A 19149-nucleotide genomic window follows, 5' to 3' on the forward strand; every position below is an offset into this window, starting at 1 on the left:
ATATATAAAATAAAAACAATTGCATTGTAAAAAATAAAAAATAGATTAAAAACAAACAATTAAAATGCGATCATTAACTAAATATTGTTATCTTTTGAGATAAAGACCCTTACATTTTTTGATTTTTTCAAGCAAAAAACAACATTGCAAACCTAAGTTAGTCGCCACTCATCAGACCATTAAGTGACATACCATTAACCTAGAAACATCTTGTAACATTGCGAGGCAGGTTGAAATATTTAGCTTTGTGAAAAAATTTTCAATTTGAACTAGGAAAGTTGGTTTATTGGTTTATTGGTTTATTGGTTTATTGGTTTATTAAGAGTCCACTAGAGCAAATACAAAAAAGGGTAACCAATCCGTGACTGGTTACCCTAATAACAAGTTAGTACGCTCTTATTTGAAACAAACTTCAGCCCAGCGGGCTAAGCCGGCGGTTACGGAACCGAAGTAGTTACCACTCACGATAGGCACATTCGGTACGGCTTGCTGCACTGCTTCACGAAGTATAGGCGAACGAGCAGAACCACCCGTCATGTAGATGACATCTGGCTTTTTTTGACCTTGTTGAATCGCTTCTTTGACCAATTCAATCATCTTAGATTTTGGCGTTTCAATCGCTTCGATCATCTGTTCAACGGAGATATCGACTTCGATCAACTCTGATGCAACATTAATCGCAGTTCGATATTGGGAGCATTCTGCTAATGCAATCTTGGTTTCTTCCGCCCGACGTACAATGCTGTAACCTAAAGTATCGTGATAAACCTTCATTAAACGGTCTAACTTTTGAGGCTCTGATGCTTCTTTACGAAGTAACTTTAATGCCGCTAGGTTTTCTCTTGAATAAAAGTTTTTCTGAGCTTCTACGTTGTTTATCGCAATTGGATTCCAGAATTGAGTCAACGGCATATCGATACCCGAAATACCTTTATTACCCATACCGAAAGGTGACATCAGTTGTTTGAAGGCAAGGTAGATATCAAGGTCATTACCCCCTACCCTTTGCCCGCTGTGAGCAAGTAAACTTTGAGTGCGATCCGCTTTACCAGACCAGGTTGGCCCCATTTCCAACAATGAGCAATCGGTGGTACCACCACCAATATCGACAACCAATACCGTTTGGTTTTCAGTCAAAGTACTTTCGTAATCAAGGCCTGCAGCGACCGGTTCAAATTGAAAAGCGATATCAAGGAAGCCTGCACGCTTAGCTGCGCGCGAGAGTATATCTTCAGCTTGTCGGTTTGCTTCTTCACCACCTCGACCGTGGAAGTTAATTGGTCGACCGATAACAGCTTGTTTGATCTGCTCTTGAGTCGTGAGTTCGGCTTGGTGTTTAATATTCGCCATCATGGCGCACACTAAATCTTCGAAGAAACTCACCTGAACATCATGCAACCCGCTTGCGCCAAGAAAAGACTTAGGGGATTTTACGTAATAAACATCGCGAGGATCTTCTAAGTAAAGGTCCAACGCCGCCTGACCAAACGCCATATCTTCTGGCACTAGGTCGATACTCTCTTCTCGATTCATAGCGATCGCACGTCGTAACACTTGCTCACCGATTGCATCACTCGGTTTGATATTCAAATGGCGAAATAGATGCTCAGAGACGCTTTCTCGAGTTGGAGCAAACACGGTTGAGGGAATATAGTGGTTGTCACCTTCTAGCGGTAACAGGCTTGGTTTTCCATCAACCATTGCCGCGACAGAACAGTTCGCTGTTCCATAATCAAATCCAATAAACATAATATCCCCCACTCAACAAAAGGGGCGAGATGCTACATGAAAAGTCTCAAAATTACGAGTTGCTTTGTTAATTTTACTGAGTCAATTCTTGGTTAACAGGGCTCTGCAAAGGGAAACAAATATGCTACATTTCAGCCCAAATGAATCACGGGTTAGATAGATGAAAACACCTTGCCGAGCGGCTTGTAAAAATAATGGCGGAATGTGCAGTGGCTGCTTTCGAACTATAGATGAAATTATAGGTTGGAAAAGCTTATCTGAAGACGAACGAACGTCGGTAATGGATAACCTTAGTGGAGTCAGTTCAACTCACCAATGTCCACAGTGTCATGAGCCAGCTCAATGCGATATTAGTGCGGGTAAAGAGACGTGTTGGTGTTTTGAGTTAGAAAAGCGTGATACTAGCAATATTCCAAAGGCTGGAGCTTGCATGTGCCGTAAATGCCTGTCTGCCTTGCCTATTCAGTAGCTTACGAGCCTGTTCATCATATACAAAAAAGCGAGAGGTTATTTTCTCGCTTCAAGATACGTTCGACCTACTAACTACTACCTACTGATAATTATCTAGTTAGTGTTTACTTCGATTTTACAATCAGTGCAGGCTGAGAGAACTGTATACCGCTCCAACCATGAGTCATGAAGTTACGGATATTTTGATGGTCAGTGTTCTCTGGAAAGCCTAATACGTCATTACGATAAAATTGGCCAAAACAAGCAAGTGTTTGCTCTGCCGATAGACCTTGATCTAAACCAAAAGCAAAAATCTTACACGAACCATTATTCTGTCCTGCCGCATTCACTACATCGCCATTACGAAATTCACTCTCAGTAAAATCATAATGAGCTTCTATCACTTGTATTGTGTCTTCAAATTGCACGCTTTCTGGGGTATCAGTCAGAGTATTCAATAAGGTTTGCAGTTCCATTTACTATTTCTCCATCAAGTACATAACTGAAGCAGTGTATCTTGTTTTTCAGCAAGAGTAAGCCGTTGTTTACTTGAATCCGCTATTCCTTTTTTTGAGCTTCAACTCCACTTACTTCAATGAAACTAATGACATAGTTTTATCAGAGCGTTATATTATTTTATCAAACGGTCAATATTGTTTAGTAACGAATATGCATAAAGACAGAAAGTTAGAACTGTTCAGATACCTTAAACCAGGTACAAAAACAGCCGGTGTATTGGAGTTTGGCCTAGACGACTCAATCCAGATAAACACACTTTATATCGGACACAAAGAAGATCAGTACCTTGTACTTGAACTTTCAAAAAAAGCGACCGAAGCACTGACGCTAAGAAAGCTCATCAACGTTGATATTATTGTTCGTGCTATTACCGATACTGAACTTGGACACATTATCGCGTTTAAGACGACTGTACTGGCTCACATCACCTCGCCAGCGCACCTTATCTTTCTTCGCCCACCCTCAAGCTTTGCGAACAAACCTATCCGTGAACATGAAAGGTATAAGATACGCCTCAGCTGTGAAGTTACCGTCGATACTTTATCGCTAGATGCCACTCTAGTTGATTTTTCAGCTTCAGGCTGCGGCATCTATCTCACACAGCAATCAGACATCGATGTGGATTGGAATATAAAAGTAAATTCTGATTTAAATGAATATTTGGATGACGATCTGGTTTACAAAGTGGTGAGTAAGAAAAGGCAAAGACAAGGCTGGCTATTAGGCATCCAGTTCCCTCAACACCTAGATATGAGTGATGAATTGAAAACGCTTCTGTTGGAACAAGCTTTTGTCACTGGCTCTATATAAATATAAGAAAAAAGGAATACAGCTCAAAATAGTCTCTTAAGCGGCTCTAAACCTGTAGCGTGAGTCAATATTATCAGTTAGATAGCGCCATTTATAACCAGTTAAAGAGCACCATTTAATCTTCAAATTAATGCTCAATATCATTCCAATACAATTGTTTGAAATGAACAAAAGCTTTGTGTAACGATGCTTCTTTAATCGGTTTTACGATCACGTAATTCGCCCCAGCAGCCATGAACCTGTCTCTTGTTGATTCTTGAGCATCGGCAGTACATGCGTAAATCGGAGCTGTTACGCCAACTTTCTCTCTTAGTTGCTGAGTGGTTTCAATCCCACCAAGATTAGGGAGTTGATTATCCATTAAGACAAGATCGTAAACCGTGCTTTTTGCTAGCTCTATCGCTTCCAAGCCACCTTTTGCCCAAGTAACCACCATCCCATACTTTCTGCAAAATGCCTGTGCGATGAAGGCGTTGGTGTGATTATCTTCCACGAGCAGCACTTTCAGCGGCCGGCTAAACAACGCCTCGGGCTTGATATCGGCTTTTTGCTTAACGTCTAATAGTAGAGGCTTGGAGTGTAATTGCACTGGGATTTCTACAATGAACTCAGACCCCTGATCTTTAACGCTTCGGACTTGAATATCTCCCTCTAGCATATCGACAAGGTTCTTTACAATCGTAAGTCCAAGTCCTGAACCGCCATACTCCCGAGTCGTCGTTTCTTCTGCTTGAACAAAAGGTTCAAAAATAGCATCGATCTTACGCTCATCAATACCTATGCTACTGTCTTTTACTCGAACAATCAAGCTAGCGTAATCAGTATTCAAGATACTTTCGATTTCAAAACTGACGGAAATACTGCCTTGATGAGTGAACTTAAGGGCGTTGCTCAGTAAATTAAACATGATCTGGTTCAAGCGAACTTGGTCGGTGTTTATTTCGATGTCATCAACCAAGTGATTCACAATGGCAAACTCGACAGATTTATCCTCGCAAAGTGGGCGATAGATGCTATCTAAGGTATTAACCAACTCTCCTAGAAGAAAATCTTTCTTCTGAATATTGAATTGTCCCTGCTCTATCTTAGAGAAGTCCAAAATATCGTTTAGTACCGCCAGTAGATGTTCTGCACTATGACAAAGTACATCAACCTGATCACGGTTATCTTCACTGTGTATTGAACGTTTAAGCAACTGAGAGACACCGAGAATACCATTCAGTGGCGTACGAATTTCGTGACTCATTTTAGCGAGGAAGTCTGCACGCACACTGGCAAGATGCTCTGCCTCTTCACGCGCTCGATCAGCCTGCCTTTCGGCCTCTATAAGTTTAGTGATATCTTGACCTTGCACCACCACACCAGATATGCCGTGTTCAACCAGGATTGCAGACATATTCCAACGAAAAACCTTCTCTCCGATTGGCACGTTAATACCCGTTAGTTTTGAGCCTTGAACCACCATTTGGATGTTCGGCAACATACGGAGTTCAAACTCTCGAGCCATTGCACCATAGTTATCATCTTCATCAAATAGCGCCATACGAGCCGCGGGGTTCATCTGAATTAAGTCACCTTTTTCGGACCAAACCAAAATTGGAGAATGCGCAAAATTAAACAGGTCTTGAAATTTTTGGTGTTGCTCAGATAAGCGCTCAAACGTGTCTTCCAACGTGCAGCCAATATGGTGAAATTCGAAAATATTTGAACCATCAAACTTACTAAACTCTTCATTGCCACTTGCAGAGCGAGTGAATTCCATTAACTTATCAAGTTCTGCCGCCACTCTTCTTTGAATCCAAGATCGTGCAAGAAAAGACATGATGATGATCATAACAATCATAACAATCATAACGATGATGGCACGTTCATAGTTCTCTTCGAGTGCAATAAGGTTCGTGTTCTTCTGGACCGCGCGAATGGTAAGAGGCGTTTCAACAGCATTAATCTTAATGGTTGCAATGGTGACGAAGTGACGAGGTAGTTGCTCATACATTTCATAACTGAGGACGTCTTTTATCGTATAGCTTTCATCACCACTGAATGTCGATGTCACAGGTGTACCATGCGCTTCAATGACGATATTTTCGCAATTACTGCCTCGCTGGATAGATTCAGCCAATGGAAAATTGTTGTCGAGTACAATAGCGACATAAAGCTGCCCTAGAACTTCACCGGTCTTGTTATCAACAATAGGGGTTCGTCGCGCCAACAAATGACGCTTACCGATATCAGTATTCAGCTGAATGAAGTGCCAGTTACTACTGAACGCAACCTCATCAGAAATATGTTTTAAGCTGGACGCATCTAAACCATAAAACTGACCGTTGCCATCCTCCCAAGCTAAACCGTTATAGGTAGAAACAAAACGCAAGTCAGGAGCATGCTCCGGCTCACGTTGGTCAACACCATAAAAAAAGTAGCTCAGAGCCTCTTCGTTATTGGTATCGAAATACTCCCTTAAAGTTTCACTGTGTGAACTGCTGTCTTGATGAATCTGCAGAACGGATAAGCGATAATCGAACATATTTTGGATCAAGCTAGAGGTTTGCTTAACCGTTCGATTCGTCTCTTGCTTTACAATACTACTGCTTGTTTCATAGTTATGAATAAGCACGCCAAGTGCCATCACGCCTATCACTAAAATAATGATACGCGTAATTAATTTGGCTAAGGTATTCCTTGGCTTTAAGGTATTCCTTGGTTTAATGGCGTAGCTTTTTTTCATTATTGGCCTGAGTACCTAAATGCTCGCTGCTTAAGTTCTGAAATACGTTCTGGAGAATCCTCTTTAGTCACAACTTCAAACTCTCCTGAATAGACAGTAGGCACTTCCAATCCGGTAAGATCCCATTTAATCGCCTCTGCCATCGCAATACCCGTATCATCATTCATCCGCATGACCGTAACATCTAAGTCGCCCCTTGCTAGAGCGTCCAATTCTGCGGAGCCGCCTCCCCAACCATTCACTAAGACATCTCGGCCAGATTCTCGAATCGCTTCTGCTGCGCCCAGAGCGACATCAGTTGCACATGCATAAATGAAGTTTAGATCCTTATCGTTCGCTAGGCTGATTTTAGCTGCTTGGTAACCGCTCTCTTTACTTGATTTAGTGTAAAACGACGACTTAAGAGCAAAGTTAGTATCAGAATTCACATCATGGATAAACGTATCTCCACGAGCATCACTAATATAACCTTCAGAGCGATATAACACAGAATATTTGCTGCCCGGTTCACTCACTTTTTTGAAGTAATTCGCTAGCTTTAAACTGCCCGTCATATGGTCGAAACCCACGTACATGAACGGCTGCCTATCTGCCCACGCACGTACTGGCGTGGTAATATTTTGCAAAATCAATTTGGTGTCCGTTGAGCTCAACACGTGTTCAATAAACTTACGGTGTCGCGTCGTCTCTAACGTAAAAATCAAATAATCCGTTTTATTTTCAATCGCTTCTTGCAAAGAGATACTCTGCTGAGTGGGGTTAGCATTGTCACGAGTAAAAACCTGATTTATTTGATAATTAATTCTCAATTTATCTAGGCGTTTCTCAAAGGCTTGAATATTACGAACCCAATAGTCGGAGATCTGTTGCCCCGGGTACACAACTGAAATCGTGATAGGTTCATCCTGAACTTGCCTCAACGGCATAGGGGGATTTTGCACAGCTTCAACCATTTTATCGGTCAATGCTTTTTGCTCTGGAAATTTAGTGAGGTAATCCTGATATTCCCAATAGCCATTCAGGACGTGAGTACCGTGGGAGAGAGCAGACGCAGAAAACACGGCAACTCCCAATAATATAAGTAAACGTTTCATATTTTTCTCGTTTTATATGAGCTACTTTGGCTCATTTTTTCAACCTAGCATGACACCATATCTTTGTATGGCTGAAAGATATTATGTAGGACAACGAGGATAAATGATAGCGTCTAATATCAATTGGAATGGCATTCTAAATAAGCAGTGTGTTAATTTGGAATAGAGATTAAGATTAATGAGTTTCAAGACAAAACCGACCCAATCACAATTAAAACAATGAACAAATAAAATCAACAACTTAATGGGAAATTACGCAGCAATCAACATGACTGACATTAAGTCGATAACAAGAATTCTAACGATGAATTACGGGACTGGAATATATTGAATTTTGTCCTGTTGCCACTCAATGATTAGTTTGAGTGATACTAATTTTTCCTTACGAGATTTGGGTAATTGTTTGATCGCGTATTCGGTTTTTAACGCCTCACTTTTTGACCCAACACCAATACTCCAAACCAACTTAAGTGGGCCTTTACCTTTTAAGGCTTTTGCACCTTTGCCCGTTTGATGTTGTTCGAATCGACGTTCTAAGTTATTCGTCACTCCACAATAAAGGGCGTTATGTCGATTGCGGATCAAATACACGACCCAATCCGCACTTTTATCAGGTTTAGACATTTAAAGCAGTGATTCAACCAGAGCCTTAAGCTCTGCCACTTCTTCACGTAGGCTCGCGACTTCTGACTCAAGCTCTTCAAACTTTTCATTCGATGCAGAAGGTGCTGCCGCACTTATCGATGCCGTCGCAAACGCTTCAACATCCACTTCACCGCTCAACAGATGTTGATAACGTGACTCACGCTTACCCGCTTCACGAGGTAGCTTCACCACTAATGCGCCCGCTTCTCTTGCAGCTAGCTTATCAAGTGTCGCTTCCACCTCTTTTACATCGCTGAAATTCGCTAGGCGACCAGTTCGAGTGCGAAGTTCACCTGGGGTTTGGGCCCCACGAAGCAGCATGCAGCAGATGATTGCACGCTCTTGCTCTGTAAATTGCAGATCACCAAATTCAGTGTTGCAGAAACGGTGCTGATACTTATTAACTCGGCTGTTGAAGCTGCTTTCATCGCTCACCATACGACGTCCGATCAAACCATCAACCGCATCTAAAACGTCTGACTCAGACAGAGAGAGCACAGGTTCACGGTTACTCTTTTGATTACAAGCCGTTGTTAAGCTATTTAGTGTCAGTGGGTAATGATCTGGAGTAGTCACTTCTTTCTCGATCAAACAACCGATAATTCTCGCTTCAATTGGGGAAAGTACTGTGTTCATCGTTTTTCCTTTTTATTATTTTGATAATTCCATCTCAACATTTAACAATGCAGCCAGGAATGACTAATGCTCAGACAAAATCGGTACTCGTTTCTTTCTGCCTTGTTCGTCAATCATCATAATCTTAGAACGATTTAGCTCTATTTCCACGACTTCCAAATTAGTGCGCTCTTGTACATACGCGTCACGAAGCTTGTTTTGTTCTGCCGAAGATTCAACGACATCGTCACCCAAATCTTCTGTTTCCAATTGTTGTTGATTCATTTCACATGTCGTATCAATGCAGTATCTAGATGGGATACTAACTTGAACGGTAAGATAAAAACAATCACACATTAGAGAGAGTGACGAATAATTAAACAACCTTACTTTTGCTTTGATCTAAATACTGTTACATCATCAATTGATGTGCTTTAATCAGAACCAGACAACGTATTTGACGATTAGGAAAAGGAATCTATGAGCAGCGTATTTGAAATTGTTAACCAAGCACGACGTAAGAACAAACTTAAGCGTGAACTTTTAGACAACGAAAAGAAAGTTCGTGACAACCGCAAGCGTGTCGACCTTCTTGATAACCTACTTGATTACATCAAGCCAGAGATGACTCACGATGAGATCCTAGGCATTATCAAAAACATGAAAGCTGACTACGAAGACCGCGTTGATGATCACATCATCAAGAGCGCAGAGATCTCTAAAGCTCGTCGCGACATCAGCCGCCGCATTCGTGAACTAACAGAAGAAGATAAGCAAACTCAAGGTAAGAAGTAATCTAACCTAGCGAGTTTACTTGAAACAATGTTAGCAACCCACTCTTTGTAGTGGGTTTTTTTGTACCTAAATTCCAGCGTCTATACTTAATCGAACGTAATATCCTAAGTAAACATAAGTAACTGAGTAAACGTTAATAACTGAGTAAATGTTAATAACTAGGTGAATCTAAACGATGGAGAGACTTTATGTACGGAAGTATTCTGATTACCTTGGCGCTATCAACAACGCAAGCTTACCCTGAAAAATTTGAACGACTGTATACCGAAGAAACCGAAATCACTTATGAAGACCTAGTGGTCGATGTTCATGGGTACAAAGTCCCGACTCGTTCCGCGTTTAGAGGTTGGATGCTTCTTAATCACGCAGAAGACAAAGTGACAGAGATTGGCCAACGACTCAAAGATGCTGGTGTTACACAAAGCATGCCTTTGCACTTAGTGTTGCTACAAGGGACAGATTGGGCAATGAGTAACACAACTTTGTTTACTCTTCCCAATAAGAAGCACGTACCCAACATGATCAATACCTTGAAATACATACAACAATACATCGAGCCTGAAATTGGTGTTGTTATCCCTGTTTCAGGCGAACGTTCTAAGATTTACAACCAGCAGGCTGGAGGGGCTCTGCAAAGCAAACATTTGGAATTCTGTGCCTTAGACCTCGTCCCTGCCAACGGTATTTCTCGAAGCGATCTGCACATTAAACTTAAAAAGATTCATGCTGAATTCGGGCAAAAAAACAACGTTGGATTGGGGCTATATGCTGGAGTTCGATTCCATATCGATACTTGTGGATTTAGACAGTGGTAATAACTCACCAGAGTCATAAAGACTTAATTATCACAGAAGTCATTATGACTCATATAATTAGCGTAACACTTTAACCAATTGATTTAACGATTAAAATAAAACTGGAACGCTAATTGCTATTGATAACGAGTATCATAATTATTAATGGCAATTAGGAATTCAATATGAAGACGATGACTCAACGCTTTCAAACTCTACTTTCTGTTTCAAACTTCAGTCTAGCGACCACCACCTTGCTTATGCTACTCAGTATTATTGTTGCTTATCCGATGGCCGATCACTTCTCACTACCCATTCAAATTTTCGCACACATCAGCACAATATTAGTGGCGGCATTGCTCAAGATTAGTTATGTCGGTCGCTGCCTTGCACAATACAACCTTGGGTTAGAAGTTCGCTAAATCGCACTGCGCTAGCCTTGATACCTTGATACCTTGATACCTTGATACTGCAACCATTAGACAATATCAAGGCTACTGAAAAGATCATACAGTTGGTGGGATTTATAAGGTTTCGGCAAGTAGGCGTTCATGCCGGCTTCAAAGCAATTTTTGATGTCCTCTTCCAATACACTGGCAGTCAAAGCAATAATGGGTAATGGCACGGCTTGTTGATCAGCCTCCCACTGTCGAATCGCACGAGTCGCCGTTATTCCATCCATAACAGGCATCATGCAGTCCATTAAAATGGCATCAAACTGAGCGCCTTGAGTGATGACATCTACCGCTTCTTGGCCATTGCTGGCAATCAAATACTCATAACCCGCTTGCTCAAGGAAGAAACTCGCAATCTTCTGATTCATCAGGTTGTCTTCAACAATCAGAATACGTCGATTCAGAGAACGAACCTCTTTCTCTTTGACTTCCACTGTCGGTGCTTGCTCTTCACCCACATCAAGCGATTGTAAACTGGTTAAGAAACGTCGACCCAAGAATGGCAATGTATGAGTTGAATGAACCGTTTCTGTGATTAAGTTGGTTTTAAATAGGTGATGCTGACACACAATGACGCGTGTCAGTGGATATAACGCCTTTAACGCTGCAAGGTCTTTCCTCATAGAGTGATGTAGCGTATGACAATAAAAAACCAAGTCACTTTCTCTCAAGCTTTCATCAAGAGCTGACATGGATGAAGCAACGTTGGGTCGAATATTCAAGCGCTCACACTCTTTCACCAGCTGATCAAGGTAATTGAAAGAGTTGGAAATAATAGTGGCACGACTTAGGTTATCGAACGTTTGAACCTGAGCCTCAACCGTGTCGACATACAAACAAAAAGAGAACGTCGCCCCCTCCCCTTTCACCGAACGCGCGGTAATATAACCGCCCATCAAATCCACAAGTTGCCGACAAATCGCAAGCCCCAACCCTGTACCACCAAATTGGCGAGTAATACTGCCATCTTCTTGGGTGAAAGGTTCAAAAATAGATTCTAGCTTCTCTGGCTCAATTCCTATCCCTGTATCAGACACACTGCATTCAAGCTTGCCTCGACCTAACGACATAGCTGTATAAGCAATATCCGTTGTAATCGTGCCTTTTGAGGTAAATTTAATAGCATTAGACAGCAAATTGGTTAGCACTTGTCGAACACGATACTCATCGAAAAACAGCTGTGTTGGGGTTTGAGCATCAATGTTGATATCGAGTTCAATGTCTTTACTGATCGCTTTCGACAAAATTACGCTCACAGAGTCGTAAACCGCTTCCCGCAAATCGGCATTATGCGGCGACAACATTAAGTTACCCGACTCTATCTTAGAAAGATCGAGAATGTCATTGAGTAACACCAACAACGAATGTGAAGACGACTCGATATCTTCAAGTACCTCTTGTTGATTAGCGCTCAGTTGGTTCTGAGATAAAATTTCCGCCATACCGATAATTCCGTTAAGCGGCGTACGTATTTCATGGGACATGTTCGCTAAAAATGCACTCTTGGCTTTATTCGCAGAAATCGCATCTTCTTTTGCTTCTATCAACTCTTGGTTGTGTTGTTGATTGCGCTCCATGACTCTATTTAGTGTATCGACAAATTCAGCGAGCTCATCATTACCGTTGGTTTGTATGGCTTTATGCTTACCATCAGCGCATTCCGAAACCCCTTTTAAGATAAGTGATAGATTTCTATTTAAACGCAGAGAAGTGGTTGAGCTTAACCATAATAAGACACCTGCGACAGCAAGTATCAACAACGTCATTACCAAGGTTTGCTTTTTTTGTCGGTCAATACTCTTTGTTAAATCCAATTGAAGTTGCTTGGTATAAGCACCAACCGCCTTTGAGATCGCCAGTTTCTTTCGCTCTAAACTTTCCACATGTTCATATATTTCAGGTGCCGAGAAGTCACCTTTGAGAAGCCGAGCAGTAAAACGGTCTTGAAATTCATCTTGGGAGAACATGTTTAACAGTTTGCTAATTTCCAGCGAGTGGCTGTCTGATCGTAAAAACGTACCTAACAGCTGTTGTTGCCTGTCTAAAGCACCAACATAGCTCAATAAATATTGATCGATCAGCTCTGGAGAACGATACAAGCGGTAACTCAGCCACGCTTCTCGCTGAGTCCAGAACACGTAGTGACTAAGATTGATAAACATCGCATCTGTTTGGCTGATCTTTTCGTCCACTATATTGGCACGATATTCAGACAGCTCCATTAACACGCCTTTTAACAGGTCAAAAGCACGTTCCGTTTGCTGTGCGTTGCTGACAGTAATCTGTGATGCGTCGCTGTCAATACTAGTGTTTACCCGCGCGATCTTCTCTAACACACTCTTTAACTCAATCAACTGCGGCTCGACAGTCCAACTGTTGTCGAACTGTTGAAGTTGTATTTCGTAATGAGCAAGCCTATCCACTTCCGCTTGCAGCTCTAAAAATAACGGACCTTTCTCTGGGGAGTCTTTAGACAGCACTAACCATTGATAAGCACCACTTGAAACAGCATTAAAAGATTGAAGTGCTTCCACCTTAATTCGCGTTGCTTCAAGGTGATTCATCTTCTTATCGTTCTTGAGCACTTCATTGACTGTAAACCCAAACATGATGAATACAGAAACTGTTGAAAGAAAAATAAGACGCCATCTAATTGACATATTTATCATTTTTATAACGACTCCTTTCCCGATAGTATTTTTACCTAGCCCAATATAAGAATAGGACATTAACAGGAGTTATTGATCAAATTGAATATGAACAAATGACATTATGAGCTAATCATAGGGAATTCGCGTCAGTCGTTATCCACACACAGGATTTAAAGAGGAAGGTCTGTTTTAAACAAGTGAAAGGATAAGGTTATGCCTCTAGATGACTGCAAGTCACTGCTCTAGAAACCAATAAACACCAAAGTTAAGTCAAATTTGTGAGATCTAATCGTTTGCGTCACGAACTTTCTGTACTCAAACTCAGCTTATTCAAAGGTCGAACAAGAAAACTCGCTGAATACCTTATCTGTCGTTTACTTTTTAAGTGTAACTAGTGCTAATGATCACATCTTCAATGATCGCAATTCCCTTTATTACATATCATATTTTGATTTGAGTATTTTTTTGCGAAAATTAAGTGCTACAGATTGTTAAAGTCAATAGCCTTTATGAGTGCTAAAACCTTAATTTATGACTAAGGTAATGCCGATTTGCAGACAATTTATCTGCATTTATTTTTCCTAGCAGAATAACCCGTCGTACCTTACAATCCTGCCACATAAAAATCACAAGTTACACACAAGGCATATCAAGCGCATTTAAGTGGCGTTAAAGACCACCAAAGCTTAGATAGCTCAACTCCCCCATGCTCTCATGGCTACCCTACATTCGCTATGATTGCAGAAATTAACGTGAAAGGTCCCGAGTAAAGATGAGTCCCGAAAAGCACCTCCTAGACTGGCAAACTAGTCAAACTATTGCTGAATCAATCGCTCCTACTTTAGGTCAGTTGTACCGCCAAAAAGGCGTTGAAGTTATCCTCTTCGGTAAAACACTGGTTAACGCAACAACTATCGACATCATCAAAGCTCACCGCATCGCAAAACGTTACACAGGTTCTCCGCTTACCGCAGAACAGACTCAACCCATCATTCAACACCTTCTCTCTATGGACTTATCTCCATGTCGTATCGATGTTGGCCGCCTTGCTCATACATTCTGGCAAGATCGCGAAGACACACACGGGTTGGATGATTTCCTACAAACTGCACTTTTAGAATCGCTTGAAGGCGATGCGATGACAGAACCTCGCGATGTTGTCTTGTACGGTTTTGGTCGTATTGGCCGCTTGCTCACTCGTCTATTGATCGAGAAAAGTGGCCCAGGTTACCCACTACGTTTACGTGCAATTGTTGTTCGTGGCGGCAAAGACGGTGACTTAGAAAAACGTGCAAGCTTGCTACGTCGTGACTCTGTTCATGGTCAATTCAACGGCAGCATCGTTGTAGACCAAGAACGTAAAGCGATCATCGTTAACGGTAACTTCATCCAAGTTATCTACGCAAACAAGCCAGCAGAAGTGGATTACACCTCTTACGGTATCGAGAATGCACTTGTGGTTGATAACACAGGTGTGTGGCGTGACGCTGAAGGCCTAAGCCAACACGTTGCGTGTAATGGTGCGAAGAAGGTTCTACTGACTGCGCCAGGCAAAGGTGAAATCAAGAACGTTGTATTTGGTGTAAACCAAAATGACATTCAACCAGAAGATACGATCATCTCTGCTGCAAGCTGCACAACAAACGCGATTACGCCGGTATTAAAAGCGGTTCACGACAAGTTTGGTGTCCTATCAGGTCACATCGAAACGGTTCACTCATTTACCAATGACCAAAACCTTATCGACAACTTCCACTCAGGTGATCGTCGTGGTCGAGCTGCATCATTGAACATGGTACTGACATCGACTGGCGCTGCTAAAGCGGTATCAAAAGCGATGCCAGAAATGGAAGGTAAGCTAACAGGTAATGCGATTCGCGTACCTACGCCAAACGTTTCAATGGCAGTAGCAAACCTAAACCTTGAGAAAGGCACAAACAAAGAAGAGTTGAACGAATACCTGCGTGAAATGGCGCTATCTTCAACTTTATCTGCACAGATTGATTACACCGACTCAACCGAGATTGTATCTACCGATTTGGTTGGTTCTCGCCACCCAGGTGTGGTTGACGGTGTTGCAACTATCGCACAAGACAACCGTGCTGTTCTGTACATTTGGTACGACAACGAGTTTGGCTACAGCTGTCAGGTTGTTCACTGTATGGAACAGATGATGGGTGTACGCTACAAGACTTACCCTGAAGTTTAAACGATTTCAATCTTGTAACTAACTCAGCGCAAACGGCTCCACAACATAATAATTATATCTGCGAAGTCTGTAATGGGCTTTGCAACCCTTCTTTTTTTACTCCCCCGTATAAACAGGAAGGTTGCCACTTAGATCTGCTCTCTCTATCTGATCTAAGTGGCCTTTTTACATCTGTTACTTTAATTTTGGTCTCTATTACGCCAACTTTGTCTTCTTCGCTCTAACAAAGCTCGACTTCACATCTGTTACAGCTCAACCTCAACGTCTGACTGAATCGTACTCGAACACGCAAGGACATAACCTTGCTCAATCTGTTCTGGCGTCAAAGTCTCTTGGCTGCTTGATTCCACTGAACCTTTGGTTACTTTGCACTTGCAAGAACCACAAATCCCACTGCGACAGGCAATAATAATCGGAACACCAGCTTTCTCTAATGAATCAGCCAATGGTGTACCCGCTTCCGCTTCTACTTCTGCGCCAAATGCAGGAACAAACACCTTAACGGCACCATTTGAATCTGCAGACGCTTCCGCTTGTGACTCTTCTGAAGCTGTGTTGCTATTGACCAATGAATCCGTGTTTGGGTTCGCTGGCGTGAAACTTTCTTGATAGAAATTTTCCATGTTGAATTCTAGTTCTTTCAGGTAGCTTTCTATGTTTTGCATAAAGCCAACTGGGCCGCACAGATAAACAGTTCGGTCTAAAATATCTGGGCTTAGTTTTACTAACCAATTCTTATCTAATCGACCTTGAGGAGCTACTGTTCCTTCACTGTCTTTTAGCAGCAATTTAAGATTGAAGTTGTTGTGCGCCTCATCTAATTGATGCAGTTCTTGAAAGTAAATGGTCTCACGCTTATTGCGTGCCATGTGGACGAAGTCGATCTCAATATCACTGCCTTGAGCCAGCCAATATTTTGCCATCGCCATCACAGGTGTAATACCGCAACCTGCACTCACTAGCGTCACTTTTTTCGTTGCTGTTGGCATGCAATCAATACAGTTAAACGCGCCAGCAGGCTTCAATACTGAAACCTCATCACCTTCATCAAGCTCATCAACAATAAAGTTCGAAACCAAGCCACCTTCCACACGTTTCACCGTGAGCTTCAGGCGATTATCTTCAGGACAAGAAGCCACAGAATAGGCACGATAATCGGTTTTCGTCGGCATATCTAAACCCAGAGTAATGAATTGCCCTGGCTTAAAATTGAAATGTAAGTCTTGTGGAATACTACCAAGCTCAAAGCTGACCGTATCTGGCGTCTCGTGCCATTTCTTTAAACACACTAAATTGATTGAATCGCTATCCGACCATGCATACATAGTTCACGCACCTTACTGATGATTAAATGACTAAAGATTTAAATCTAAAAAGCCCCGCAGCTGTTTGTTTTATTAAAAACGTCACAACAACGAGGCTTCAGGTTGGCTTAAATTAAGCCGCTAAGATTGTTTTAAGATCTTGTTCTGGCGTTGAAATAGAACGCATATCGAACTCGTCTTGCATAATCTTAAGTAGGTTTTCAGTTAGGAACGCAGGTGCTGTAGGGCCTGTGTAGATACCTTTCACACCTAGAGCGAACAGAGTAAGCAAGATAACGATCGCTTTTTGCTCGAACCAAGATAGAACCAGCGTTAACGGAAGTTCGTTGATACCACAATCAAACTCTTGAGACAGTGCGATAGCAAGCTGAATCGCAGAGTAAGCATCGTTACATTGGCCAACATCTAACAGACGTGGGATACCGTTAATGTCGCCGAATTGGTTTTTGTTGAAACGGAATTTACCACATGCCAATGTCAGGATTACTGAATCTTCTGGCGCTTGAGCTGTGAAGTCTGTGTAGTAGCTACGTTCAGATTTGTCACCGTCACAACCACCGACTAGGAAGAAGTGTTTAATGTTGCCTTCTTTTACTTGCTCAACAACCGCAGGTGCCGCTTCCATCAGTGCGTTACGACCAAAACCGACAGTGATCATTTGCTCGATCTCGTCGTGTTTGAAACCTTCTTGCGCTAGTGCACAATCAATTACTGCGCTGAAATCGTCGCCTTCAAGGTGATCAACACCCGGCCAGCCCACGATGCTGCGTGTAAATAGACGGTCTGCGTAAGAACCTACATCAGGGTTAAGCAGGCAGTTAGACGTCATTACAATTGCGCCAGGGAAGTTAGCGAATTCTTTTTGCTGATTCTGCCAAGCGCTGCCGTAGTTACCCGCAAGGTGTGGGTACTTGTTTAGCTCTGGGTAACCGTGTGCTGGTAGCATCTCACCGTTAGTGTAAACGTTGATGCCCTTGCCTTCAGTTTGTTGAAGAATCTTTTCTAGATCATGTAAGTCGTGACCAGAAACAAGAATACAGTGACCTTTTTTAGTCTTCACATTCACGGTTGTTGGTTGAGGGTGACCAAAGGTATCTGTCTCGCCTTTGTCTAGCATTTCCATTACTTTGTAGTTCATCAAGCCAATCTGCATTGATGTATCAAGTAACTGTTTTAGATCGGATGGATCTGTACCTAGGAACGCCATGATTTCATGGTATTCAGCAAAAATAGCGTCATCAGTTTGACCAAGAACACGAGCGTGCTCCATGTAGGCTGCCACACCTTTTAAGCCGTATAGGCAAAGAAGACGAAGACCAATCACATCTTCGTGTTGAGAATCGTGACCACGGTTTACAGCAGCTTGAGGCGCAAGTGCCAATAGCTCTGAAGAATCTGTTGGAAGATCGAACTGTGCTGCTGCAGAAAGCTCTGGAATTTCAAAACCAATCAATGTTGCTGCTGCACGAACTTTTTGCTCTAAACGCTGCTTGAATTCATGAGACTGTTGTGCGAATTCGATAATACGAGCAGGGTCGAAGTTAACGTTAGTCAGTGTTGCGAAGAACGCTTTTGGCGCCCACTCATCAACTTCTGTATCAATAACATCGCAAGCGCGACCTAAGCTTGCCCAAAAAGAAACGCCTTGAAGAGAATGCACCAACACGTCTTGAAGGTCGGATACTTCCGAGGTTTTTCCACACATGCCTTGTGCGAAAGAACAGCCTTTTACGGTTGGGGTTTGAATTGTTTGTTCACATTGAATACAGAACATATAAGGGGCTCCAGTAATTTTTTATTAGCTGTAAGTACTTTGCTTACAGTGACTTATTCCAACCCCTATAGAGCATCAAGTGTGCCAACTTTTAAGTTATTGATTTTATGGAACTTACTGTTATTCCATAATTTTAGTGCGTGATTATGACTACATATAAACTCTCAATCCACACACACCTGTGTCATAGTGACTCTCTGATATTTATTAACGGTGTTCATGTTTCGTTCAGAATAGAAGCGATATAGTGACAACATAGAAAAAGAGGAAAGAATATGAAAAATATATTAGTTACGATTGTTGCGCTGTTTACTGGCCTTTTGGCGTTATTCACGAGCTTGATTCTTGCTATTCCTTTAGCTATTGCAGCTTTAATCACTGGCAAGCGCATTCAGAATCAAATGAAGAAACAGGGTTTCGCAGCTCATATGAACACTCGTCAATCATCAACCAGTGACGCCGGTGTTATTGAAGGTGAATACGAAGACCTTTCAAGCAGAAAGTAACCTAAACTTTAGTTTCAGACATAGTGAAAG

17 protein-coding genes are annotated in these 19149 nt (G+C 42.0%); 7 read left to right on the forward strand and 10 right to left on the reverse strand.

Annotation, left to right across the window (positions count from 1 at the left end; all coding sequences use genetic code 11):
* Positions 1 to 396: 396 nt before the first annotated feature.
* Positions 397 to 1749, reverse strand: a complete 1353-nt coding sequence (gene yegD, locus OCV44_RS15705) for a molecular chaperone (RefSeq protein WP_139684375.1) — start codon at positions 1747 to 1749, stop codon at positions 397 to 399.
* A 160-nt stretch (positions 1750 to 1909) separates the two neighbouring features.
* Here yegD and OCV44_RS15710 point away from each other — a divergent pair, with 160 nt between their 5' ends.
* Complete coding sequence (locus OCV44_RS15710) at positions 1910 to 2218, forward strand: DUF1289 domain-containing protein (RefSeq protein WP_139684374.1); 309 nt, start codon at positions 1910 to 1912, stop codon at positions 2216 to 2218.
* A gap of 106 nt (positions 2219 to 2324) precedes the next feature.
* On the opposite strand, the gene OCV44_RS15715 is transcribed toward OCV44_RS15710, so the two are convergent.
* Positions 2325 to 2675 carry a HopJ type III effector protein gene (locus tag OCV44_RS15715; protein ID WP_139684373.1) on the reverse strand — a complete coding sequence of 117 codons (351 nt, stop codon included), beginning with the start codon at positions 2673 to 2675 and terminating at the stop codon, positions 2325 to 2327.
* Between the two features lie 193 nt (positions 2676 to 2868).
* Between OCV44_RS15715 and OCV44_RS15720 the strand changes: the two genes are divergently transcribed.
* A complete protein-coding gene (locus OCV44_RS15720; RefSeq protein ID WP_139684372.1) occupies positions 2869 to 3528 on the forward strand; it encodes a PilZ domain-containing protein in 660 nt (219 codons plus the stop codon).
* 127 nt (positions 3529 to 3655) lie between these two features.
* On the opposite strand, the gene luxQ is transcribed toward OCV44_RS15720, so the two are convergent.
* The 5 genes from luxQ to OCV44_RS15745 form a co-directional block, all read right to left on the reverse strand.
* Complete coding sequence (gene luxQ, locus OCV44_RS15725; RefSeq protein WP_139684371.1) at positions 3656 to 6256, reverse strand: quorum-sensing autoinducer 2 sensor kinase/phosphatase LuxQ; 2601 nt, start codon at positions 6254 to 6256, stop codon at positions 3656 to 3658.
* Positions 6256 to 7350, reverse strand: coding sequence for a substrate-binding domain-containing protein (locus OCV44_RS15730; protein ID WP_139684370.1), 1095 nt, complete (start codon positions 7348 to 7350; stop codon positions 6256 to 6258). The genes luxQ and OCV44_RS15730 overlap by 1 nt, the downstream gene beginning before the upstream one ends.
* A 309-nt stretch (positions 7351 to 7659) precedes the next feature.
* Entirely contained in the window at positions 7660 to 7974 is a 315-nt protein-coding gene (locus tag OCV44_RS15735) for a GIY-YIG nuclease family protein (RefSeq protein ID WP_139684369.1), read from the reverse strand.
* Positions 7975 to 8631, reverse strand: a complete 657-nt coding sequence (locus OCV44_RS15740) for a YceH family protein (protein WP_139684368.1) — start codon at positions 8629 to 8631, stop codon at positions 7975 to 7977. It lies immediately after the preceding gene.
* Positions 8632 to 8694: 63 nt separating this feature from the next.
* Positions 8695 to 8895, reverse strand: coding sequence for a hypothetical protein (locus OCV44_RS15745; protein ID WP_086050698.1), 201 nt, complete (start codon positions 8893 to 8895; stop codon positions 8695 to 8697).
* A 195-nt stretch (positions 8896 to 9090) separates the two neighbouring features.
* Here OCV44_RS15745 and OCV44_RS15750 point away from each other — a divergent pair, with 195 nt between their 5' ends.
* The 3 genes from OCV44_RS15750 to OCV44_RS15760 all read left to right on the forward strand — a co-directional run bounded on the left by OCV44_RS15750 (position 9091) and on the right by OCV44_RS15760 (position 10621).
* A complete protein-coding gene (locus tag OCV44_RS15750; RefSeq protein ID WP_004730049.1) occupies positions 9091 to 9405 on the forward strand; it encodes a DUF496 family protein in 315 nt (104 codons plus the stop codon).
* A 188-nt stretch (positions 9406 to 9593) separates the two neighbouring features.
* Positions 9594 to 10220 carry a D-Ala-D-Ala carboxypeptidase family metallohydrolase gene (locus tag OCV44_RS15755; protein ID WP_139684367.1) on the forward strand — a complete coding sequence of 209 codons (627 nt, stop codon included), beginning with the start codon at positions 9594 to 9596 and terminating at the stop codon, positions 10218 to 10220.
* A 164-nt stretch (positions 10221 to 10384) separates the two neighbouring features.
* On the forward strand, positions 10385 to 10621 hold the full coding sequence (locus OCV44_RS15760) for a hypothetical protein (protein WP_139684366.1): 237 nt from the start codon (positions 10385 to 10387) through the stop codon (positions 10619 to 10621).
* Between the two features lie 56 nt (positions 10622 to 10677).
* Here OCV44_RS15760 and OCV44_RS15765 read toward each other — a convergent pair whose 3' ends face one another.
* Entirely contained in the window at positions 10678 to 13263 is a 2586-nt protein-coding gene (locus OCV44_RS15765; RefSeq protein ID WP_139684433.1) for an ATP-binding protein, read from the reverse strand.
* Between the two features lie 814 nt (positions 13264 to 14077).
* Between OCV44_RS15765 and OCV44_RS15770 the strand changes: the two genes are divergently transcribed.
* Positions 14078 to 15514 (forward strand): glyceraldehyde-3-phosphate dehydrogenase, encoded by a 1437-nt coding sequence (locus tag OCV44_RS15770; protein ID WP_017105329.1) that lies wholly within the window; start codon positions 14078 to 14080, stop codon positions 15512 to 15514.
* A gap of 245 nt (positions 15515 to 15759) precedes the next feature.
* Here the strand turns inward: OCV44_RS15770 and OCV44_RS15775 are convergent, their stop codons facing one another.
* Positions 15760 to 16839: a hybrid-cluster NAD(P)-dependent oxidoreductase gene (locus OCV44_RS15775; protein WP_017100951.1), complete on the reverse strand. Its 1080-nt coding sequence runs from the start codon at positions 16837 to 16839 to the stop codon at positions 15760 to 15762.
* A gap of 112 nt (positions 16840 to 16951) precedes the next feature.
* Positions 16952 to 18613 (reverse strand): hydroxylamine reductase, encoded by a 1662-nt coding sequence (gene hcp / locus OCV44_RS15780; protein ID WP_139684365.1) that lies wholly within the window; start codon positions 18611 to 18613, stop codon positions 16952 to 16954.
* A gap of 275 nt (positions 18614 to 18888) precedes the next feature.
* Here hcp and OCV44_RS15785 point away from each other — a divergent pair, with 275 nt between their 5' ends.
* Positions 18889 to 19119: a hypothetical protein gene (locus OCV44_RS15785; protein WP_009845683.1), complete on the forward strand. Its 231-nt coding sequence runs from the start codon at positions 18889 to 18891 to the stop codon at positions 19117 to 19119.
* Positions 19120 to 19149: the final 30 nt, after the last annotated feature.

The sequence above is a fragment of the Vibrio tasmaniensis genome (assembly GCF_024347635.1).
GTDB lineage: Bacteria > Pseudomonadota > Gammaproteobacteria > Enterobacterales > Vibrionaceae > Vibrio > Vibrio tasmaniensis.